The sequence below is a fragment of the Kitasatospora sp. MY 5-36 genome (assembly GCF_001182915.1).
GTDB lineage: Bacteria > Actinomycetota > Actinomycetes > Streptomycetales > Streptomycetaceae > Kitasatospora.
On record NZ_LFVW01000108.1, the window covers coordinates 1 to 20099 of the forward strand.

The window sequence follows — 20099 nt, forward strand, 5'->3', positions numbered from 1 at the left end:
GGCTGCTGGTGACACTCGGCGGCGCCGAGGTCCTGTTCACCCTGAAGGCCCCGCTGCCCGTCATCCTGCACATCGGGATGCAGGGGCTGGCCGGGTACCTGGTGCCCGCGGTGATGCTGCTGTGCGGCCTGCTGATCCTGTTCAACCCGGCGCAGCGGCTGTTCTACTCCATCCTCGCCGTGCTGGCCTCGCTGGCCAGCTGGGTCACCTCCAACCTGGGCGGCTTCGTGATCGGGATGCTGCTCGGGGTGGTCGGTGCCTGTCTCACCTTCGGGTGGCTGCCCGACCAGCCGCTGCGCCAGGGCCGGCAGCGGCGGCTGGAGCGCCGGGAGGCGCGCCGGGCAGGAGTCTGACGACGGCGGTGCCCCGGGTCCTGGTGGTAGGAGAGCACCGGGGCGCGGGGCACCCTTCCGTCCTGCCCGCCCGTTCCGGGGGTGCGTGCGCGCGATGGGGCCCGTGCGCGGTGGGGGTGCGTGCGCGCGGTGGGGGTCCGTGCGCGCGGTGGCCGAAAAGCGTCCCGGTCCGGACGTACCACCGCAAGGGGTCGTTGGTCCCGGGTCTCTCCGGGGCGATCGGCCCTTCTCGTGTCCGGCGGCCCGGCAGTTCACTGGGCGGGACATGGACAACAGCAGCAGCATGAGCACTGGCACCGCCACCGCCACCGCCGAGTACGACCGCCTGATCGCCCGCCATCACGCGATGCGCCTGCGACGCCAACTCCTCGCCCCCTCCACCTCGGCCGGCGGCGACCTCGGGTGCAACGCGTACGGGGAGGAGGGCGGCTACGACGGCGCCGCGGACCAGCACGTCATCCGGCGCGACCTCGACCTGATCTCCCCGCTCGCGGACCTGATCGACCACCTCTACGCGGTGATGTTCAGCCACCGCCCGTACCTGCGACCGCTCTTCCCCGCCTCGATGGAGTTCCAGCAGCTCCACCTGGAACGGATCTTCCACCATCTGATCGACCACCTCGACCGCCCGGCCGAACTGGAGCAGACGCTCCGCCAACTCGGCCGCGACCACCGGAAACTGGGCGTCCGTCCGGTGCACTACGAGGCCTTCGAGGAGGCCCTGTGCGCGGCCGTCCGGCACCGGGCCGGCGAGCGCTGGACGGAGGAGCTGGAGGGCGCCTGGGTGCGGATGCTGCGCTTCGCCGTCGGCGCGATGGTGGCCGGCGCCGACTCCGCGCTCACCGAACCCCCGTACTGGCACGCCGTGGTGACCGGCCACGAGCGCCGCCGCCCCGACCTCGCCGTGCTGCGGGTGCGCACCGGCGAACCGTACCCGTACCGGGCCGGGCAGTACGGCACCGTCGAACACCCGGCGCTGCCGCACACCTGGCGGCAGTACTCGATGGGCTGCGCCCCGCGCGCCGACAACGAGCTGGAGTTCCACGTCCGCCGCACCGCCCCCGGCGGGGTCAGCGCCGCCCTGGTCGAGCACACCGGCATCGGCGACCGGCTGCGCCTCGGCCCGCCGCGCGGCAGCCTGCTGCCCGACGGCGACGCCCGCGACCTGCTGCTGGTCGCGGGCGGCACCGGCCTCGCCCCGATGAAGGCGATCATCGAGCAGCAGACCGCCCACCGGCCGACCGGCCGCCGGGTCCACCTGTTCGTCGGCGCCCGGGACCGCCGGGACCTCTACGACTGGCAGTCGCTGTCCGAACTCGGCCTGCACAAGCCGTGGTTGACCGTCACCCCGGTCACCGTCGGCGAACTCGCCGACGCCGTCGCGACGGCCGGGGACTGGCGCGAGCACCTGGCCTGCGTCACCGGGCCGGCCGGCATGGTCGGCTCCGTCCGCACCCGGCTGACGGCGGCGGGGCTGCCGTCGGCGCAGGTGCGGTTCGACCAGGCGCTGTTCCGGTGACGCCCGCCTGACCGGTGACGCCCGCCCGTCCGGTCGGGTCGGCTCAGCTGGTGAGGACCGCTCAGCGGAAGCAGTAGGAGTCGGAGGAGGCGTCGCCGCCCGCCAGGTGGGTCTGGTGGACGCGCAGGCCCCGGAAGTCGGCGCCGTGCGGGAAGAAGCGCTCGTCGACGCTCAGCCCGCCGGCCTCCGGGTCGGCGTCCAGCTTGACCATCCAGGGCTCGATGCCGTCCGGGTAGAACTGGTCGTCCCAGGCGCCGTAGAGCGAGTTGGTGAGGTAGACCCGCCGGCCGTCCCGGCTGATCTCCACCATCTGCGGCGCCCCGCTCAGCGGACGGCCGGGCTCGGCCGGGTGCGGGGTGCGGGCGGTGATCCCGCCGAGCCGCACCGAGCCGGCCAGCCGGGGGTGGAACGGGTCCGAGACGTCGTACTGGAACAGCTCGCCGGTGCCCCAGGCCGACACGTACAGCCAGCGGTCGTCCACCGACAGGTTGATGTCGGTGACCAGCGGTGGCACTGCACCGAACGGCCGCAGCGCGGGCGGCAGGTCCTCGGCCGCGGCCGGCTCGGCGGGGATCTCGATCACCTTGCGCGCGGTGAACGCCGGCCCGTCCCGGTACCAGAGCCAGACCGAGGAGGACAGGTCCTCGACGTTGGTGACCACCCCGGCGAACCCCCACTCCGCCTGCGGGTCGTGCGCCGGGCGCAGCTCCAGCACCATCTGGTACTGGTCGCCGAGGTCCACCCGCTGGAGGTGGCGGCCGGAGTCCAGCTCCCAGAAGTGCAGCGCGTGGCCGTACTTGCGCCCGAGCAGGAGCTCCGGCACCACCCCGCCCTCGACCATCGACGGGGTGCCCCACTCGCTGGTGATGCCCACGTTGGTGCCCAGGTGCCACCAGACGTCGTAGGCGAAGTGCTGCGGCCCGCGCTCGGTCTCCCAGGCGCGCAGCACCTCGAAGGTGGTGTGGTCGAGCAGCGCCACCCCGCCCGGGCCGTCGTTGCCCTCGGCGCCGCCCAGGCAGGACAGGAAGACGCCGTCGGGGCCGCAGTGCAGGGTGTGCGGGCGCGAGTAGCCCGCCTTGGCGGCGAGCTCCTTCGCCTCCACCGTCTTGACCAGCCGCGGGCGGACCGGGTCGGGGTAGGTGTCCATGACGTGCAGCCGGGAGGAGCGCAGCCCCGGCAGCAGCAGGTAGCGCCGCTCCGGGTTCTCGTGGCACGCGTGGGCGAGGGCGCTGGAGCAGGCGTTCCAGCCGAAGTGGTGCAACTCGTCGCCGAGCGTGGGAAGTTCGGCGAAGTTCAGGACCTTCCCGTAGCTCGCCGAGTCCGGATCGGTGTCGACGCTCAGCAACGCGTCCGGCCGCCGCCCCGACCGGTCGAACCCGGCCACGTACGCCAGCCTCTCCGGCGGGGCGGCGATCGCCTCGGCGGCCGAACGGTAGAGCGACGGATCGGTGTGCCCGTGCTGCATGCAAACTCCCCAACTCGCCTGGTCTGTCCCGGAAGCGTTCCACAGAACCACCGGCGCACAGCAGGCGCACGAGGGGCGGGCGACTACGCTCACGGGGTGCACAACAGCATTCGCGGGGGGACCTTCCACGCCCCGGTCGTCCAGGCGGACACGGCGCACGTCACGGTCACCGCGCGCCCGCCCACGATCGCGGGGCTGCCGCCCGTCACCCCCGCCTTCACCGGACGCGACCAGGACCTCGCCGAACTCCGCGCCCTGCTGGCCCCGGACGGCCCGTCGACGGTGACGGTCACCGGCCTCGGCGGCATCGGCAAGACCACCCTCGCGCTCGCCGCCGGCCACGCGCTGCTCGGCGAGGGCCACTACTCCGCCGCCCTCTTCGTCGACCTCCGCGGCTACGACGAGACCCCGGTCGAGGCCGGACAGGCCCTCGACACCCTGCTCCGGGCCCTCGGTGTCCCCGCCGAACACATCCCGCCGGAGCAGGAGAGCCGCGCCACCCTCTACCGCGCCCGACTGGAGCAGCACGGCGGCGGCGTCCTGGTCATCGCCGACAACGCCTCCGCCGCCGACCAGGTCCGCCCCCTCCAGCCACCGCCCGCCACCCGCCACCGCCTCCTGGTCACCTCCCGCGAAACCCTCCCCGGCCTCGGCGCCCGCCTCCACCGCCTCGGCGTCCTCGACGCCGAGGCGGCCGTCACCCTCCTCGACACCGCCGTCCGCGCGGCCCGACCAGCGGACGGGCGCGTCGCCATCGACGCGGAGGGCGGTCGGCGCACCGCGAGACTCTGCGGCCACCTCCCTCTGGCACTGAGGCTCGCCGCCGCCCAACTGATCCTCGACCAGCACCTCGGGGCGGCCGAACTCGCCGACGACCTGGCCGGGGGGACGGGCCGCCTCGACCTCCTGCACGACGGCGAGACCGGCATCCGCCTCACCCTGGACCGCTCCTACCGTCGCCTCACCCCCGCCCAGGCCGAGCTCTTCCGGTTCCTCCCGGTCTGCGTCGGAAGCGACGTCTCGACCGAAGCCGGGGCGGCGCTCATCGGAAGGACGGTCCGCGAGACCCGGCCCCTGTTCGCCCAACTGGTCGGCGCCGCACTGATCGAGCAGAGCCCGTCGAAGGGCCGGTGGTACCTGCACGACCTGGTCCGGCTCTACGCCCTGGAACAGCTGGGGAAGGACCCGGAGCTGGGGGCGCGCGGGCTGAGCCGGTTGACGGAGTACTACGTGACGACCGCCCACGCCGCCAACCGGCGGGCCGCGTCATCGCCCGGGCGCTCGGACGTCGGCCCATTCCCGGAACGGGCCGCCGCACTGGCCTGGCTGGACCGCGAGCGCGCCAACATGGTGGCCATGATCCTGGGGCTGGCAGAGGTCGGAATCCACCGAGGGGTCGCGCGCCTCTCGCCCGTGGTGGTGCCGGGGCTGATCCACGGCGGCAGGGCCGATCTGGCGATCGCCGTCACGGAGGCGGCACTGAGGGCGGCCGACTCCATGGGGACCAGCGACGTCGAAGCGGAGGTCTGGAACAACCACGGGATCTCGCTCGGCCTCGCGAGCCGTTGCGAGGAGGCGGTGGAAGCCCATCGACGTGCCCTCGCCGTCGCGCGCAGCCGTCGTGACCGGGAGGGTGAGACGATCGCGCTGCTCAACCTCGGCGAGCGGCTGAGGGTCATGGGCCGCCTCGATGAAGCACTCGAGTTCCTCGAACGCGCCTGTGTGCTCTGCGAGGAGTGCGACGACCGGTTCTGCCAGGCCATGGCCTGGGAGAGCACGGGATCGGCTCTCCGGGCACTGGACCGGAACGACGAGGCGGCCCGGGCGCAGGGGCAGGCCCGCGGGATCTTCCGGGCCCTCGGGGTGGAGCGGGCGGACGCCAGGTGGCTGCGGGCCCCCGACACCACCCGGGCCGCCGCAGTGTGGATCCACACATGACGGCCCACCGCCGAGCGGCCCGCGGCTACCGGCCGGTATGGTCGGGGAAGGAACAGGCGGCCACCTGCCGGTACAGGCAGACAGAGCAGAGGACGGGTGCGGCAAGCAGATGGAGTTCCGTGAAGACATCCTGGGTGCCCCCTACGAGGCCGCCGAGCTGACGCTGCGGCCGGACGACGAGGGGCCGGTGTGCGCGACCCTCGTCCGGCGGCCGGCGGCCGGGGCGGAGCGCGCCGTGCTCTACATCCACGGGTACAACGACTACTTCTTCCAGACCAACCTCGCCGACCACTACGCCGCGCTCGGCTTCTCCTTCTACGCCCTCGACCTGCGCAAGTACGGCCGCTCCCTGCGCCCGCACCAGTCGCCGAACTTCGTCCGCGACCTCGCCGAGTACGACGAGGAGATCGACGAGGCGGTCCGGATCATCCGCGAGGTGGACGGGCACCGGCAGCTGCTGCTGAACGGGCACTCCACCGGCGGGCTGATCGGCGCGCTGTGGGCCGCCCGGCGCGCCGGGCGCGGCCTGGTGGACGGCCTGTTCCTCAACTCGCCGTTCCTGTCGATGCCGGCCGGGCCCGCCGTCCGCACCCTCGGCGGGCCCGCCGTCACGGCGCTCGGGCGGCTGGCGCCGACCCGCGTCCTGCCGTCCGCGCTCAACCCGCACTACACCCACAGCCTGCACAAGGACCACCAGGGCGAGTGGGACTTCGACCTCACCCTCAAGCGCCCCGAGAGCTTCCCGCTGTACGCGGGCTGGCTGTCCGCGATCCACCAGGGCCACCGGCGGCTGCACCGGGGACTGGGCATCGACGTGCCGGTGCTGCTGATGGCCTCGACCCGCTCCGTCTCCACCACCAAGTGGCACAGCGCGCTGCACCACGCCGACGCCGTGCTGCGCGCCGACGACATCGCCGCGCAGGGGCCGCGGCTGGGCCGGCACGTCACCATCGTGCGGATCAAGGGCGGCATGCACGACCTGGTGCTCTCCGGGGAGGCCGCGCGCACCGAGGTGTTCGCCGAGCTGGACCACTGGCTCGCCGCGTACCTCGACGTCGAGCCCGTCGGAGAGCACGCGTGACCTCCGAGCACGACTGGCACGACGGGCACGATTCGCGGGACGAGGACGACGAGCCGGTACCGGTCGGCCGCCGGACCGACCTGGGCTTCGCCAAGCTCATGCCCGACCTCGACCGGGACGGCGGCTGGCTGCTCACCCTGGACGGCACCCCGCAGTCCTACGTCGACCTCGCCGACCCCACCCACCTGGAGTTCGAGTACACCCGGCGCCTCGGCCACCTCGCCGACGCCCTCGCCCCCGCCGGGCAGCCGCTGGACGCGCTGCACCTCGGCGGCGGCGCGCTCACCCTGCCCCGCTACCTGGCCGCCACCCGGCCCGGCTCGCGGCAGCGGGTGGTGGAGGTCGACGGGCCGCTGCTGGAACTGGTCGCCGAACACCTGCCCTGGCAGGGCCCCGGCGCGGACATCACCGCGACCGTCGGCGACGCCCGGGCGGCCCTCGCCGGGACCCCGGCCGGCTCGCAGGACCTGGTGATCGCCGACGTCTTCCACGGCTCGCGCACCCCGGCCCACCTCACCTCGGTGGAGTTCCTGCGCCTGGCGGCCGCCGCGCTGCGCTCCGGCGGCTGCTACGCGGCGAACCTGGCGGACGGCCCGCCGCTGGCCTTCGCCAAGGCGCAGGCGGCGACGGTGCGCGCGGTGTTCCCGTACGTCTGCCTGGTGGCGGAGGCACCGGTGCTGCGCGGCCGCCGGTACGGCAACATCCTGCTGGCCGGCTCGACCGCGCCGCTGCCGGTGGCCGAGCTGACCCGGCTGCTCGCGGGCGACATCTTCCCGGCCCGGCTCACCGACGGGGACGACCTGGCCGCCCTGGTCGGCCGGACCGCCCCGGTCACCGACGCCGAGGCCACCGACTCCCCGCCCCCGCCGGACGGCGCCTTCAGCATCGGCTGAACCCTCGACCCCCTCGCGGCCCCTGGCGCGGAAATCCGCTGGTCCGTCCCCGTCCCCGCCGGTAGCCTGCGGGGACGATCAAGGGAGGTGAGCCGGTGCGTCCGCTGCTCCTGCTGGACGTCGACGGACCGCTCAACCCGTGCGCGGCGAAGCCCTACCGGCGGCCCGAGGGCTACCGGACCCACCGGCTGACGACACCACGCTGGGAAGCGGCCGAGCGCCGCCGGCTCATTGCCTGGGGCCTTCCCCACAAGGCCCCGAAGCCCCTGCGGGTCTGGCTCAACCCGGCCCACGGCCCGGCCCTCGCCGCGCTGCCCTTCGACCTGGCATGGGCGACGACGTGGCAGGAGGAGGCCAACACCTTCATCGCCCCCCTGCTCGGGCTGCCCGCCCTGCCGTACATCCCCTGGTCCGAGCCACGGCCCGAGTCGGACGACGGCGTCTTCTGGAAGACCCCACAGATCGTCACCTGGGCGCAGGGCCGCCCGTTCGCCTGGGTCGACGACCTGATCACGGACGCCGACCGTATCTGGGTCGAAGCCCACCACCCGGCCCCGGCACTCCTCCACCACATCGACCCGAAAGCCGGCCTGACGGCGGAGGACTTCGCCCTCCTGGCGGACTGGTCGAACGGGCTGGGCTGACCGCCGGCCCCGCTATGTCCTCCTGGCGTAGAACGGGGACAGGGCCAGCCGCAGGGGGTGGTCAGGGGCGGTCGAGCAGCAGCTCCACCCTGTCGAGTGCGGCCTGCGTGGACTCGATCAACTCGCTGTCCCCCTTGGCGATCCGCAGCCGCAGTGCCTCCTGCAGATGGGTCCGGGCCTGCGTGAGGTCACCGCGTTCCATCAGGTGTTTGCCGGTGTGCTGGAGTGCGAAGTCCAGGAGTTCCGGGTGCCGGGTTCGCGCGGTGTCCAGCGCGCTGCGGTAGAGCGCGTCCGCGGTCCGCACGTCACCGGCGTAGCGGTGTGCGTCGGCGAGGTTGAGTCCGGTGGCGAGGACGGCCCGGGTGTTGCCCGTCTCCGTGGCGAGGTCGAGCGACTGGCGGAGGAATGTACGGGCCTCCTCGTGGTGGCCCAGGCACAGGTGGCCGATGCCGATCCACCTGGTCAGGAGGCGGGCACGGGCGGGGTCGGTCCCCTCGGGCAGGGCCCGCAGTTCCCCGTGGAGCCGGCCGACCGCGGTGGCCAGCTCGTTCCGGTCGGTGGGGACCATCCGCAGGTCGTGGTCGTGAGTGATGAGGTGCTCGAGCACGTGGCCCTCCGTCGTTCGGTTCTCCACCCCGTGGGGTGATAAGTGCCCACGCGGGAGAACGAGTTCGCGCGCTCCAGGTCGCCTGGAAGGCCCGGTCGATGGTTGGCGTCGTAGAGCTCCGCCGGTCGGTGAGTCGGCGCGTCGGCGGGAGGGGAGGTGCGGACGGGGTGTCAGAATCGGCGGGTTCATGCCCATGACGGGAACACGGCGGGAACGCGACGGAACGCGTGGGACCGCGACGGGACCACGTCCGAAGGAGCGAGCGATGAGTGGCGGCGGGGAGCGGCCGGAGCTGGGGCAGGTACCGGAGACGGCGCTGTGGACGCTGTGGCACCGGGCGGTGGAGGCGCGGCGGCCGGACACCGTGCTGCCGGACCCGAAGGCGGTCGAGCTGGTGGAGCGGATCGACTACCCGTTCGCGGCGCGGTTCGGGGAGAACGCTCTGGTGAGCCAGCTCCAGGCGCTGCGGGCCGCCTGCTTCGACCGCGAGGTGGCGGACTTCCTGACCCGCAGCCCGCGCGGGACCGTGGTCGGGCTCGGGGACGGCCTGGAGACCCAGGCCTGGCGGGTCGACAACGGGCGGGCGAGCTGGCTGTCGGTGGACCTGCCGGAGACGGTCGCGCTGCGGCGGCGGCTGCTGCCGCCGGACGAGCGGCACCGGATCGTCGCCCACTCGGCCACCGACCCGGGCTGGATGGACGAGGTGGACCCGTCGAACGGGGTGCTGATCAGCACCGAGGGCCTGCTGATGTACCTGCGGCCGCAGGAGGTCCGCGCGCTGATCGCGGCCTGCGCCGAGCGCTTCCCGGGCGGTGCGATGGTGCTGGACGCGGTGCCGCGCTGGTTCAGCCGGCGGGCCGTCGAGGGCAAGCTGCGGGACCGGTACTACCAGGCGCCGCCGATGCCGTTCGGGATGGACGCGGACGAGCGCGGCGGGCTGGCCACCGCGCACCCGGGGGTCACCGACGTGCGCGAGGTGTACCCGGAGGGCGGGCGGTGGCCGGTGAGCGCCCTGCTGCCGTTCGCGCGCCGGATCAAGCAGCGCCCGTCCGTGGTCGCACTGCTTTTTGCCGAATCTTGAAGAAACGGTGGTCGAGCTGGAACCATGGCGCGGGGGCGTACGTCGTAACCACGGGTGATCGGCCGGGGGGACAGGCCGCCCGGCACGTTAGGCTCGTTTCCGGGGGAGCGGCCTGGGTGCCGCCATCGGACGAACTGCCGGGACGGGCACGCGGCTCCAGGGGGAGCGCGGCCGGTCCCGTCCTGCCACGGAGGGACTGGCCTTGCACATCGACGCCTGGATCGAGGGGATTCCGCCGACAGCGGTGTACGCCGTGGTCGGTCTGATCATCGGGCTGGAGTCGCTGGGCATTCCGCTGCCCGGCGAGATCGCCCTGGTCACGGCGTCCCTGATGGCGGTCAAGGGTGTGGTGAGCCCGTGGGGCGTCGCCATCTGCGCGATCGCCGGCGCGATCATCGGCGACTCGATCGGCTACTCGATCGGGCGCAAGGGAGGCAAGCCGCTCTTCGAGAAGCTGGGACGTAAGTTCCCCAAGCACTTCGGGCCCTCCCACCTGGCCACCGCCGAGCGCTCCTTCCAGAAGTGGGGCATGTGGGCGGTCTTCTTCGGCCGGTTCATCGCCCTGCTGCGCATCTTCGCCGGCCCGCTCGCGGGCGCGCTGAAGATGCCGTACTGGAAGTTCCTGATCGCCAACGTGCTGGGCGGCGTGGTCTGGGCCGGCGGCACGACGCTGCTGGTCTACAAGGTCGGCAAGAGCATCGAGCCCTGGCTGGCCCGGTTCTCCTGGGCGGGCCTGGGGGCGGCCCTGGTGATCGGCCTGCTCTCGGCCTGGATCATGAAGCGCCGCGCCGCCAAGACGCACGCCAAGATCGAGGCGGAAGAGGCCGCCAAGGCCGCCGCCGCGACCAAGGAGCCGGTCGCCGACTGACCTCCCGTACGGCCGGTCGTCCGACCGGCCGTCCACAACCACCGTCGTGGTGCCCTCGGGCCCTCGGAGTAGCATCGGCCGGGTAGCTGCCGATCTTGCACTCTGGAGGGCCTGATGTCTTCGCAGCCGACCTGGGACGCCGTGGACGCCTACTTCTCCGAGCAGCTGGTCGGGCACGACCCGGTGCTGGAGGGCGCCACCGCCGCCGCCGACGCGGCCGGACTGCCGAAGATCGCGGTCGCCCCCAACCAGGGCAAGCTGCTCCACCTGCTGGCACTGACCCAGGGCGCGAAGCGGATCCTGGAGGTCGGCACGCTCGGCGGCTACAGCGCGATCTGGCTGGCCCGGGCGCTGCCCGCGGACGGCACCCTGCTCACCCTGGAGCTGGACCCCCGGCACGCCGAGGTCGCCCGGGGCAACCTGGCGGCCGCCGGGCTGGCCGGGGTCGCCGAGGTACGGGTCGGCCGGGCCGCCGACTCGCTGGCCGCGCTGGTCGAGCAGGGCGTGGAGCCCTTCGACCTGGTCTTCATCGACGCCGACAAGCCGAGCAACCCGGAGTACTTCCGCCGGGCGCTCCAGCTGACCAGGCCCGGCTCGCTGATCATTGTCGACAACGTGGTGCGCGGCGGCGCGGTCGCCGACGCGGACAGCACCGACCCGGCGGTGGTCGGCACCCGGGCGCTGCACGAGCTGATCGCGGCCGAGCCGACGGTCACCGCGACCTCGGTGCAGACGGTCGGCAGCAAGGGCTACGACGGCTTCACGCTGGCCCGCGTCCGGGGCTGACCTACGGAGCGCGCCGCGAATCACGCGCCGCGACCAAGCGGCGGCGGCGTCGCGACGGAACACGAACGCGACGGAACACGGACGTCGCGACGGAACACGAAGGAAACGGAGACATCGTGCGGATCGGACTGCTGGGAACCGGCCCCTGGGCGGAGCGGGTGCACGCGCCCGTCCTGGCCGAGCACCCCGGGCTGGAGTTCACCGGCGTCTGGGGCCGCCGACCGGAGGCGGCCGAGGCGCTGGGCGCCGCGCACGGCGTGCCCGGGTACGCGGACCTGGACCGGCTGCTGGCCGAGGTGGACGCGGTCTCCATCGCGCTGCCCCCGACCGTGCAGGCGGGCCTCGCCGTGCGGGCCGCCGAGGCGGGCTGCCACCTGCTGCTGGACAAGCCGGTCGCGCTGACGGTGCCGGACGCCGAGGCCGTGGCCGAGGCGGTGCGCGAGCACAAGGTCGCCTCGGTGGTCTTCTTCACCGTGCGCTTCGGCGGCGAGCAGATCCCGTGGATCGAGCGGCAGGCGGAGCTCGGCGGCTGGTTCACCGGCCGCTCGGACTGGCTCGGCTCGGTGTTCGCGCCCGGCAGCACCAGCCCGTACGCGGCCTCGCCGTGGCGGGTCGAGAAGGGCGCGCTGTGGGACGTCGGCCCGCACGCGCTGTCCGTCCTGCTGCCGGTCCTGGGCGACGCGACGCACGTGACGGCGGCGGCCGGCCCGCTGGACACCGTCCACCTGGTGGTACGGCACGCCGGCGGCGCCTCCAGCACGCTCGCGCTCAGCCTGACCGCACCGCTCGCGGCCGGCGGGACGGGCATGGAGCTGCGCGGCGAGCACGGCGTGGTGCAGCTGCCCCCGCGCGGCGAGGGACCGGCCGCGGCGCTGCACCGGGCGCTGGACGCCCTGCGGGCCTCGGCGGCCTCCGGCGAGCCGCACCCGTGCGGGGCGGACTTCGGCCTGCGGGTGGTGGAGATCCTGGTCGGCGCCGAGCGTTCGCTGGCGACCGGCGCCACGGTGGCCGTCTGAGGCCCGCTGTCGGGCAGGGCCCTGACAGTCCCTGACAGTAGGGAAGGACGCCGGGCGGGGCACCCACGTGCCCCGCCCGGCGTCGTCCGTCAGATGCCGAACGGCGCGGCGTACCGGACGGTGCCCGCGGGCAGCGGGTGGCCGGCGTCCAGGGCGAGGGCCATCAGCGCCTCGTCCGGGACCTCGATGCTCAGGCCGATGCCGTGGGCGGAGGCGCGGGTGAAGCCGAACCGCGGGTAGTAGTCCGGGTGTCCCAGGACGACGACGTGGCGCTCGCCCAGGTCCCGTGCCGCGTCCAGTGCGGCGCGGACGGCGGCGGAGCCGGCGCCGGTGCGCTGGTACGCGGGGAGCACGGCGCACGGGGCCAGGCACAGGGCTGGGACGTCGCCGATGTGGCAGCGGGTCAGCAGGGCGTGGCCGACGGCGGTGCCGTGCTCACCAGTGCCCTGCTCGTCGGTGCCGTGCTCGGTGGTGGCGACGAGGGACAGGCCCTCGATCCAGGAGCTGTCGGCGCGCAGTGCGTCGACGAGGTCGGCCTCGGCGGGAGTTCCGAAGGCGGCGAGGTTGATGTCGCGGATGGTCGGGATGTCGGTGCCGGTCTCGGCACGCGTGATCCAGTTGCGCATGGTGGACGGAGATCCGTTCCTGAGGAGTGTTCGTGCGGGCCCCGCGGGCTCACGCCCCCGGCGAGGCGGGACAGGAGGAGGTCAGGCCGCGGCCCGGGACGTGAGGGAGACCCGGACGCTGCGCATGGCGGCCTTGAGCGCGGTCATCAACCCCACCTCCCTCTTCTTCCTCTGCTCCTGCGTGCTCCTGAACGGCACGTACTGCGGACGAGTGTACCCGGTCCGCCCGGGTCGGTCCCGTCCGCCCGGTCCGCCCGGTCGGTCCGGTCCGCCCGCTCAGGCGGGCGGCAGCGGCGGCAGCGGCGCCCCCGGCGGCGGGGTCGAGGACGGGCGGCGGTCGGTGGGGCGGCTCGGCGGGATGACAGGGGCGCGGAAGTCGCGCGGGCCGGTCCACAGCGCCGGGACGGCGTCGCTGCGCCGGGCCAGTTCGTACGCCAGCGCCTCGTAGTTGACCCGCCAGCCGTGGAAGTGCGCCCAGGCGTCCTCGACCGGGCGCTCGCGCGGGAACCCGGCCGCGGTGATCATCGCGACGGCGCCCAGGTACTCGGCGTAGGTCAGCCGGATCGGGATGTCCGGGTCCGGGTCCGCTTCGAAGTCGATCCGCAGCGAGCGGCCGATGTCGCGCATCGCGGTGAAGCCGGCCCGGATCACCAGCCGGGCCTCGGGTGGGGCCGAGCGCGGGCAGAGCGCCAGGTGCAGGGCGGCGGCGTCCATCACGGCGATCAGCCCGACCACCCAGCTGCGGTGGGGCTGAGGGGAGCGGAAGGAGAGCAGCACCGGGTAGTTGGAGTGGCTCTCGCCGATGTCGGCGGCCAGCCGCTCCCAGTCCCGGTAGAGCTGGGGGAGCGCCGTCTCGGTGTCCACCAGGGACTGGCGGGCCAGCAGCTCGGGGCCCCAGGCGGGCTCGCCGGCCCGGGACTGCAGCAGGGTCACCTCGGTCTCGCGGCGCTGGTAGGCGGCGTAGAGGGTCGGCAGGTAGGCGATCTGGAGGGCGATGACCAGCGGGCCGCTGGCGGCGGCCAGGAAGTCGATCGCGGAGAGGTGGAGCCGCTCGCCGCTCGCGAAGCCGAGGGTGAACAGGCTGGACCCGGCCTCGCGCACGGACACCGACCAGCTCAGCTCGGAGGTGCCGTGCAGCAGCAGGGTGTAGGCGGTCAGCATGCAGCTGAGCCAGACGCCGAGCATGCCGAGGAGTACCAGCGGCGCCAGCCAGGTGAGCGCCCGGTCCTGCGCGAGGTAGCCGCGGTTCGGCCCGGCGGACAGCCGCAGCAGTGTGCGCAGCACCCGCCAGAGCCGCATCACCAGCGCCGAGTAGAGGCCGCGCGGAACGACCAGCGTGCGCAGGATGCTGCCGATGATCAGCAGGAGCAGCAGCGTGCCGAGCGCGGTCTGGATCATCCTCATGGCGCCATTCTGGCGGCACGCCGGGGCTGGCGCGGACCGGGTTCCGCGCGGGCGGGCGTCCGCGGGCTGTTCGTCCACGGTCCGCGGCCCGCCCGTCGGACGCTCACGTCCCACCCGTCGAGCGCAGTATGACCATGATCACACCAAAGCCAGGCATACGTACTGATGTTCTCATCACGTCTATGTGTACGGAGGGTCAGCCCACGAGCGAATCGGAGACCGGACTGTGCGTGCTCAGCAAGACGGCGGGGCCGAAGACGTGGCCGAAGACGGGGCCGGGGAGACGGCCGAGGGCGTGGCCGAGGAGACCGCCGAGAAGACCGCCGGCGAGACCGCCGAGAAGGAGACGCCCGGGCGCCGACGCCGACGTTTCCTGCCGCGCCCGCGCCCCCGGCCGTTACGCGGGTCGCGTCCGTTCCGGGGCCGGCGCCCGTCCCTGCGGATCGACTACCCGCGCCGCGGACGGCGCGGCGTCCGCCGCTGGCTCCCGTCCTGGCGGCAGCTGCTGCTGGTGGCCGGGACGGGCGCGGCCGGGCTGAGCGGCTGGCTGCTCTGGTTCTACGCGCACACCGCCGTCCCGGAGGACCTGAACTCCTTCGCCACCCAGCAGAACAACGTCTACTACTGGGCGGACGGCAGCGAGATGACGCGGATCGGTCCGACCAACCGGCAGGAGGTGCCGCTCGGCCAGGTGCCGGAGCCGGTGCAGTGGGCGGTGCTGGCCGCCGAGAACGAGACCTTCTACGACGACCCGGGCATCTCCGTGACCGGCATCGGGCGCGCCGTCGTCCAGATGGTCACCGGCGGTGAGACCCAGGGCGGCTCCACCATCACCCAGCAGTACGTCAAGAACATCTACCTGAACCAGCGCCAGGACATGTCCCGCAAACTCAGCGAGATCGTCATCGCGATCAAGCTGGACGACCGGATGAGCAAGCAGGACATCCTGGCCGGCTACCTCAACACCAGCTGGTTCGGGCGCGGCAGTTACGGCATCGAGCGCGCCGCGGCGGCGTACTACGGCAAGGACGTCTCCCAGCTCGACCCGAGCGAAGGCGCCTTCCTGGCAGCGCTGTTGAAGGGCGCCGGGCAGTACGACCCGGCGGTCAGCGCGGAGAACCGGGAGCGCGCCGAGGAGCGCTGGTCGTGGATCCTGGACCGGATGGTGGAGGTCGGCAAGCTGTCCGCCGCCGAGCGCGCCCGGTACACCGTGTTCCCCGAGCCCAGGCCGCAGCCGAAGTCGGCGGGGCTGAGCGGCCAGACCGGGTACCTGGTGGACATGGCCCGCGCCTACGTGGAGAGCCACAGCGACATCACCCCGGCCCAGTTCGACCTCGGCGGCCACCAGATCCGCACCACCTTCGAGAAGCCGAGGGTCGACGCCCTGGCCGCCGCCGTACGGGAGGGTACCGCGGGGATCGACCCGGACAACCGGGAGGCCGACAAGCTCCTGAAGGTCGGCGCCGCCTCGGTGGCCCCGGACGGCCGGATCGTCGCGCTCTACGGCGGCACCGACTACCTCAAGCAGGGCTTCAACAACGCCAACACCACCACGGTGCCGATCGGTTCGGCCTTCACACCGGTGGTGTACGCCGCCGGGCTCGGCCAGGGAGTGCAGCGCCAACGGGGCGGCGACCGCACCCCGGTGACGCCCGCCACCCCCTACAACGGCGACGACGGGGTGAACGTGATGACCCCGGAAGGGCCGTACTGGGGACGGGACGGGAAGATCGTCAAGACCGCCAACGACGGCAGGCGGAACTGGGGCACGGTCACCCTGCGGAACGCGGTCGAACAGTCCGTCAACGGCCCGCTGATGCAGCTCGGCATGGACGTCGGCCTGGACCGGGTGCAGAAGACCGCCACCGACCTCGGCCTGCTCCCCAACAGCCTGGGCGAACTCGTCCCCGCCCTCGGCGTCGGCAACTCCACCCCCAGCGCCGTCCGCACCGCCGACGCGTACGCCGCCTTCGCGGCCGGCGGCAGCCACACCGACCCGTACTCCGTCCTCAGGATCTCCCGCAACGGCGCCCAGCTCCCCCTGCGCCTGCCGGCCGCCACCCAGGCACTGACCCCGTCGGTCGCGGCCGAGGTGGACGCGGCACTCAAGGGCTCCGTCCGCGACGGAGCCGCCAAGCCGGCAGCGGAGGCCGGCCCCGGCCTGGCCGCCAAACCCGGCACCACCGCAGACCGTACGGCAGGGTGGTTCGTCGGCTACAACGGGCAGCTGTCGACGGCGGTCACCATCTTCCGCGCGGACCTGAAGGACATGAAGCTGCTCTCCCTCGAAGGCCTCGGCGGCGCCACCCCGGACACCTCCGACGCCGCCCTCCCGACCCGCATCTGGAGCACCTACATGAAGACGGCGGCACAGTAGACCGGTCGGCTGCCGGGCCCGGGACCCTCACGGGCCCGGCAGCCACGCCTTGCCGTCGTGCCGTTCCGGTCGGCGGCCGAGGTGCCGCCGCGAGCCGGGCGGAGGACAATTCCGTGGACCGGGTGCGGGGGACCACCTACCCTCCGGGCAACGGAGCGAAAGGGGTGGGGAGTTGTACGGCGAGCTGGTCTGTGACGAGGGGCCCATCAGCGTCGTGGTGACCGATCCGGGCCCGCACGTCCTGGAGGTCGCGAAGGCCGTCAGGCGACGGACCGGGCTCAGCCTGTGGCACGGCAAGCTCCTCCTCGGGCGGCTTCCCGCGACCATCCTCGACGACGTGACCTCGGACCTCGCCGAGGCCGTAGCGGGCGAGCTGCGCGCGGCCGGGGCCAGCGGCGAGGTGCGGCGCTGAAGGAGGGCAGGTCGTCGCCGTCCGCCGTCGTTGGCTACACACGGCCCGCGGACACAACCTGGTCCGTGAGGGCAGCACACAATAGGCCGCGAAGCCAGGCTGTGGATCCGCGCTGAGGCTTTGCCCCGCGTCCTTCCTGCCCGTCTGCCCCAGGCCGACCGATGCCGAGGTAGATCGGCATCACGACTTGCCCGTCCATCTGCTTGTCGGACTGATCTGACAAGATCATGGAAGGGACAGGTCGTGCCGAAGGGGGAACCGTGGGAAGTTCGTTGCACGTGGGCAGTGTGCTCAGGTACGCGGCTACGAAGGACGCGTCGCCGGCGACCGTCGACGGATTCGACAACTTCTACTTCGTCACTGAAAGCCCCGGCCGGCCACGCGCCCAGCTCGAAAAGGGCATCAACCCCATGGCCAAGGTCAAGACGGTGGCCGGGCTGCGGCGACCGGCTGTGATGATCCGGTCGAGCCCTTGGAAGGCGGGCTCGGAACAGACCCCGTGGCACGACGTGTTCGACGTGGACAACGGACATGTCCGCTACTTCGGTGACCACAAGCCCGAAACGATGAAGCCGGTCGGTGGCACCACGGGCAACGCGGCGCTCCTGGAGGCCTTCGACAGCCACCAGGCACCCACGCCCGAGGGAAGGGCTGCTGCCGCGCCGCTGCTGCTCTTCCGGTCCGTCCCGCACAACGGCAGGGACAAGGGCCAGGTCCAGTTCTGCGGCGCGGCCTTGATCGAACGGGCAGAACGTGTCGTCCAGTGGGGAGGCGCGACGAAGACGACGTTCACCAACTACGTGTTCGATCTCGCGGTCATCGACCTCACCGAGGAGGACGACAAGCTGTCCTGGGACTGGATCACCGCCCGACGGGACCCTGGCCGGTCCGATGCCGAGATCCTGAAGCTGGCACCCGCAGCATGGCGAGGTTGGGTCAAGCACGGTCACTCGGTCCTGCCGAAGGTGCGTCGGCGGGTGGCCCGCAGCCAGGTGGTCAAGGTGCGTGACCAGCGCCCGACGGCCGGCAGTTCCATCGAGGCGGACCTTCAGGCGGTCTACCAGCGGTTCGACGACGACAAGCACGCCTTCGAGATTCTGGCAGCGGTCGTCGCCGAGAAGGTGATGCGCGGCTCCGGGCACAGCTACAAGGAGGGTTGGCTCACCCGTCGTTCCGGCGACGGTGGTGCCGACTTCGTCGGGCGGCTCGATCTCGGCAGCGGCCTGGCCGGCACGAAGCTGGTCGTCCTCGGGCAGGCCAAGTGCATCAAGCCGGACAGCCTCGTATCGGCCGAACAGATCGCACGCGTGGTGGCCCGTCTCAATCGGGGCTGGATCGGCGTGTACGTCACCACCGGCTCCTACTCCGAGCCGGCGCAGTTGGAGATGGTCGAGGACCAGTACCCGGTGGTTCTGATCAACGGGCAGGACCTGGTCAGGGAACTGCGCGAGATTGCCGTCCAGGATCATGGCGGGGATCTCATGACGTGCGTCGACGCCCTGTTGAGCAGCCGATCCCCGGAGGTGCTCAACCGCAGGCCCGAGGAGATCCTTCTCGCCTGAACACCCGGGAGGAGGAGCCCGTGGAGTCGGCGGGACGGCGACGGCGGGGCAGGAGCGGTGGCCGCTGTTCATCGGAATCCGGATTAGGGTCGTGGGCGGGCCGAGGGCGGTCGTGGGCTCTGAGGGACTGAAGCGGATGCAGCGGATGAAGATGACGTTCGGGCTGTTGGGGCCTCTGGCGGTCGCCGTGGACTCCGTGCCGCAGGCGTTGCCGCGGGCCGCGGTGTTGCGGGGGCTGTTGGGGGTCCTGCTGCTGGCGGAGGGGGAGCGGCTGTCGGTGGGGCGGCTGCTGGAGCTGGTGTGGGCGGGGCAGGCGGACCGGGTGGGCCGGGGTGCGGTGCACACCGGGATGTCGCGGTTGCGCGGCTGGCTCGGCGGGTTCGGGGACGAGTCGGTGGTGTTGGAGTCGGACGCGCAGGGGTACCGGCTGGTGACCGGGCCGGGCGCGGTGGACCTCGGGCGGTTCCGCGGGTTCGCCGCCGACGGGGACGTGGCCGGGGCGATCGGGTTGCGGCGCGGGCCGGTGCTGGCCGGGCTGGAGCGGGTGAACCGGGAGGATCCGCTGGTGGCCGCCGTGGAGGACGAGGTGCGTGCCGCGGTCCTGGCCCTGGCCCGGGCCGCGCAGGCCGACGGGGCGGCCCGGACGGCCGTTCCCGCGCTGACGGCGCTCGCCGAGGAGTACCCGTACGACGAGCCCGTGCAGGCCGCCCTGCTGGAGCTGCTGGCGGCGGACGGGCGGGCGGCGGAGGCGTTGCGCCGCTTCCAGGCGTTGCGCCGGCGGCTGTCCGAGGAGCTGGGGATCGAGCCGGGCGAGCAGGTGCAGAGCGTCTTCCTGGCGCTGCTGGCGCACGACCGGGAGGACGCCCGAGCCGTTCCGGGGTGCTCCCGGGTGCCTTCCCAACTCCCACGTGACATCCCGGACTTCACCGGTCGTGACGAGCAGGTGCGGCTCGTCCTGGACGCCCTGGCGGCCGGTCGGGTGCCGGTGATCGCCGGGATGGGCGGCATCGGCAAGACGGCGCTGGCCGTCCACAGCGCCCACCGCGCCGCCGTCGACTACCCGGACGGCCGGCTGTACGCGGACCTGCGCGGGGCCGACGAGACGCCCGCCGACCCGGCCGGCGTCCTCGCCGCCTTCCTGCGCGCCCTCGGCGCGGACCCCCGGGAGATCCCGGCCTCCCTGGAGGAGCGTTCCGCGCTGTACCGCACGCTGCTGGCCGGCCGCCGCACGCTCGTCCTGCTCGACAACGCCGCCGGGGAGCAGCAGATCGGCCCGCTGCTCCCGGGCACCCCGGCGGACCCGGCCGGGCACGGGCCGGACCGCCCGGCCGTCCTGGTCACCAGCCGCGCCGCGCTCACGGCGCTACCCGGCTCGCACCTCGTCGACCTGCACGAACTCGACGCGCCCCACGCCCGGACGCTGCTGCGCCGCATCCTCGGGGACCGCCGGGTCGCCGCCGAGCCGGT

Annotated in this window: 18 protein-coding genes; 14 read left to right on the forward strand and 4 right to left on the reverse strand. The window is 73.2% G+C overall.

The genetic code is table 11. The annotated features are described in order from the left end of the window. Window positions 1–2: 2 nt before the first annotated feature. Both AE652_RS08935 and AE652_RS08940 read left to right on the forward strand, forming a co-directional pair. Complete coding sequence (locus AE652_RS08935) at window positions 3–353, forward strand: DUF6114 domain-containing protein (protein WP_063780110.1); 351 nt, start codon at window positions 3–5, stop codon at window positions 351–353. Between the two features lie 283 nt (window positions 354–636). Continuing rightward, complete coding sequence (locus tag AE652_RS08940) at window positions 637–1872, forward strand: globin domain-containing protein (RefSeq protein ID WP_049650687.1); 1236 nt, start codon at window positions 637–639, stop codon at window positions 1870–1872. A 61-nt stretch (window positions 1873–1933) separates the two neighbouring features. Here AE652_RS08940 and AE652_RS08945 read toward each other — a convergent pair whose 3' ends face one another. Then, window positions 1934–3337: a selenium-binding protein SBP56-related protein gene (locus AE652_RS08945; protein ID WP_049650674.1), complete on the reverse strand. Its 1404-nt coding sequence runs from the start codon at window positions 3335–3337 to the stop codon at window positions 1934–1936. A 96-nt stretch (window positions 3338–3433) separates the two neighbouring features. On the opposite strand from AE652_RS08945, the gene AE652_RS46240 reads away from it, so the two are divergent. The 4 genes from AE652_RS46240 (at window position 3434) to AE652_RS08965 (ending at window position 7893) form a co-directional block, all read left to right on the forward strand. Next, window positions 3434–5275 carry a tetratricopeptide repeat protein gene (locus AE652_RS46240; RefSeq protein WP_049650675.1) on the forward strand — a complete coding sequence of 614 codons (1842 nt, stop codon included), beginning with the start codon at window positions 3434–3436 and terminating at the stop codon, window positions 5273–5275. Between the two features lie 109 nt (window positions 5276–5384). Next, window positions 5385–6356 carry an alpha/beta hydrolase gene (locus tag AE652_RS08955; protein ID WP_053112014.1) on the forward strand — a complete coding sequence of 324 codons (972 nt, stop codon included), beginning with the start codon at window positions 5385–5387 and terminating at the stop codon, window positions 6354–6356. A gap of 98 nt (window positions 6357–6454) precedes the next feature. After that, window positions 6455–7249 carry a spermidine synthase gene (locus AE652_RS08960; RefSeq protein WP_049650689.1) on the forward strand — a complete coding sequence of 265 codons (795 nt, stop codon included), beginning with the start codon at window positions 6455–6457 and terminating at the stop codon, window positions 7247–7249. A 104-nt stretch (window positions 7250–7353) separates the two neighbouring features. Beyond that, window positions 7354–7893: a hypothetical protein gene (locus tag AE652_RS08965; protein WP_082345520.1), complete on the forward strand. Its 540-nt coding sequence runs from the start codon at window positions 7354–7356 to the stop codon at window positions 7891–7893. 61 nt (window positions 7894–7954) lie between these two features. Here AE652_RS08965 and AE652_RS08970 read toward each other — a convergent pair whose 3' ends face one another. Beyond that, window positions 7955–8500: a tetratricopeptide repeat protein gene (locus AE652_RS08970; protein WP_049650677.1), complete on the reverse strand. Its 546-nt coding sequence runs from the start codon at window positions 8498–8500 to the stop codon at window positions 7955–7957. A gap of 265 nt (window positions 8501–8765) precedes the next feature. On the opposite strand from AE652_RS08970, the gene AE652_RS08975 reads away from it, so the two are divergent. The 4 genes from AE652_RS08975 (at window position 8766) to AE652_RS08990 (ending at window position 12251) form a co-directional block, all read left to right on the forward strand. Beyond that, window positions 8766–9581: a class I SAM-dependent methyltransferase gene (locus AE652_RS08975; RefSeq protein ID WP_049650678.1), complete on the forward strand. Its 816-nt coding sequence runs from the start codon at window positions 8766–8768 to the stop codon at window positions 9579–9581. 202 nt (window positions 9582–9783) lie between these two features. Beyond that, entirely contained in the window at window positions 9784–10449 is a 666-nt protein-coding gene (locus AE652_RS08980) for a DedA family protein (RefSeq protein WP_049650679.1), read from the forward strand. A gap of 114 nt (window positions 10450–10563) precedes the next feature. Further along, entirely contained in the window at window positions 10564–11235 is a 672-nt protein-coding gene (locus tag AE652_RS08985) for an O-methyltransferase (RefSeq protein WP_049650680.1), read from the forward strand. Window positions 11236–11351: 116 nt separating this feature from the next. Further along, window positions 11352–12251: a Gfo/Idh/MocA family protein gene (locus AE652_RS08990; protein ID WP_049650681.1), complete on the forward strand. Its 900-nt coding sequence runs from the start codon at window positions 11352–11354 to the stop codon at window positions 12249–12251. Between the two features lie 89 nt (window positions 12252–12340). Here AE652_RS08990 and AE652_RS08995 read toward each other — a convergent pair whose 3' ends face one another. Together AE652_RS08995 and AE652_RS09000 are read right to left on the reverse strand one after the other, a co-directional pair. Continuing rightward, complete coding sequence (locus AE652_RS08995; RefSeq protein WP_049650682.1) at window positions 12341–12877, reverse strand: GNAT family N-acetyltransferase; 537 nt, start codon at window positions 12875–12877, stop codon at window positions 12341–12343. A gap of 276 nt (window positions 12878–13153) precedes the next feature. Next, window positions 13154–14281, reverse strand: coding sequence for a hypothetical protein (locus AE652_RS09000; RefSeq protein ID WP_049650683.1), 1128 nt, complete (start codon window positions 14279–14281; stop codon window positions 13154–13156). Between the two features lie 259 nt (window positions 14282–14540). Between AE652_RS09000 and AE652_RS09005 the strand changes: the two genes are divergently transcribed. The 4 genes from AE652_RS09005 to AE652_RS09020 all read left to right on the forward strand — a co-directional run. Beyond that, complete coding sequence (locus AE652_RS09005) at window positions 14541–16658, forward strand: transglycosylase domain-containing protein (RefSeq protein WP_234348307.1); 2118 nt, start codon at window positions 14541–14543, stop codon at window positions 16656–16658. A gap of 172 nt (window positions 16659–16830) precedes the next feature. After that, window positions 16831–17070, forward strand: coding sequence for a ribosomal protein L7/L12 (locus AE652_RS09010; RefSeq protein WP_049650684.1), 240 nt, complete (start codon window positions 16831–16833; stop codon window positions 17068–17070). A 278-nt stretch (window positions 17071–17348) separates the two neighbouring features. Further along, window positions 17349–18632 carry a restriction endonuclease gene (locus tag AE652_RS09015; protein WP_234348308.1) on the forward strand — a complete coding sequence of 428 codons (1284 nt, stop codon included), beginning with the start codon at window positions 17349–17351 and terminating at the stop codon, window positions 18630–18632. Window positions 18633–18777: 145 nt separating this feature from the next. Further along, window positions 18778–20099, forward strand: a 1322-nt coding sequence (locus tag AE652_RS09020; protein WP_049650686.1) for a BTAD domain-containing putative transcriptional regulator, incomplete at its 3' end; no start/stop codon positions are given.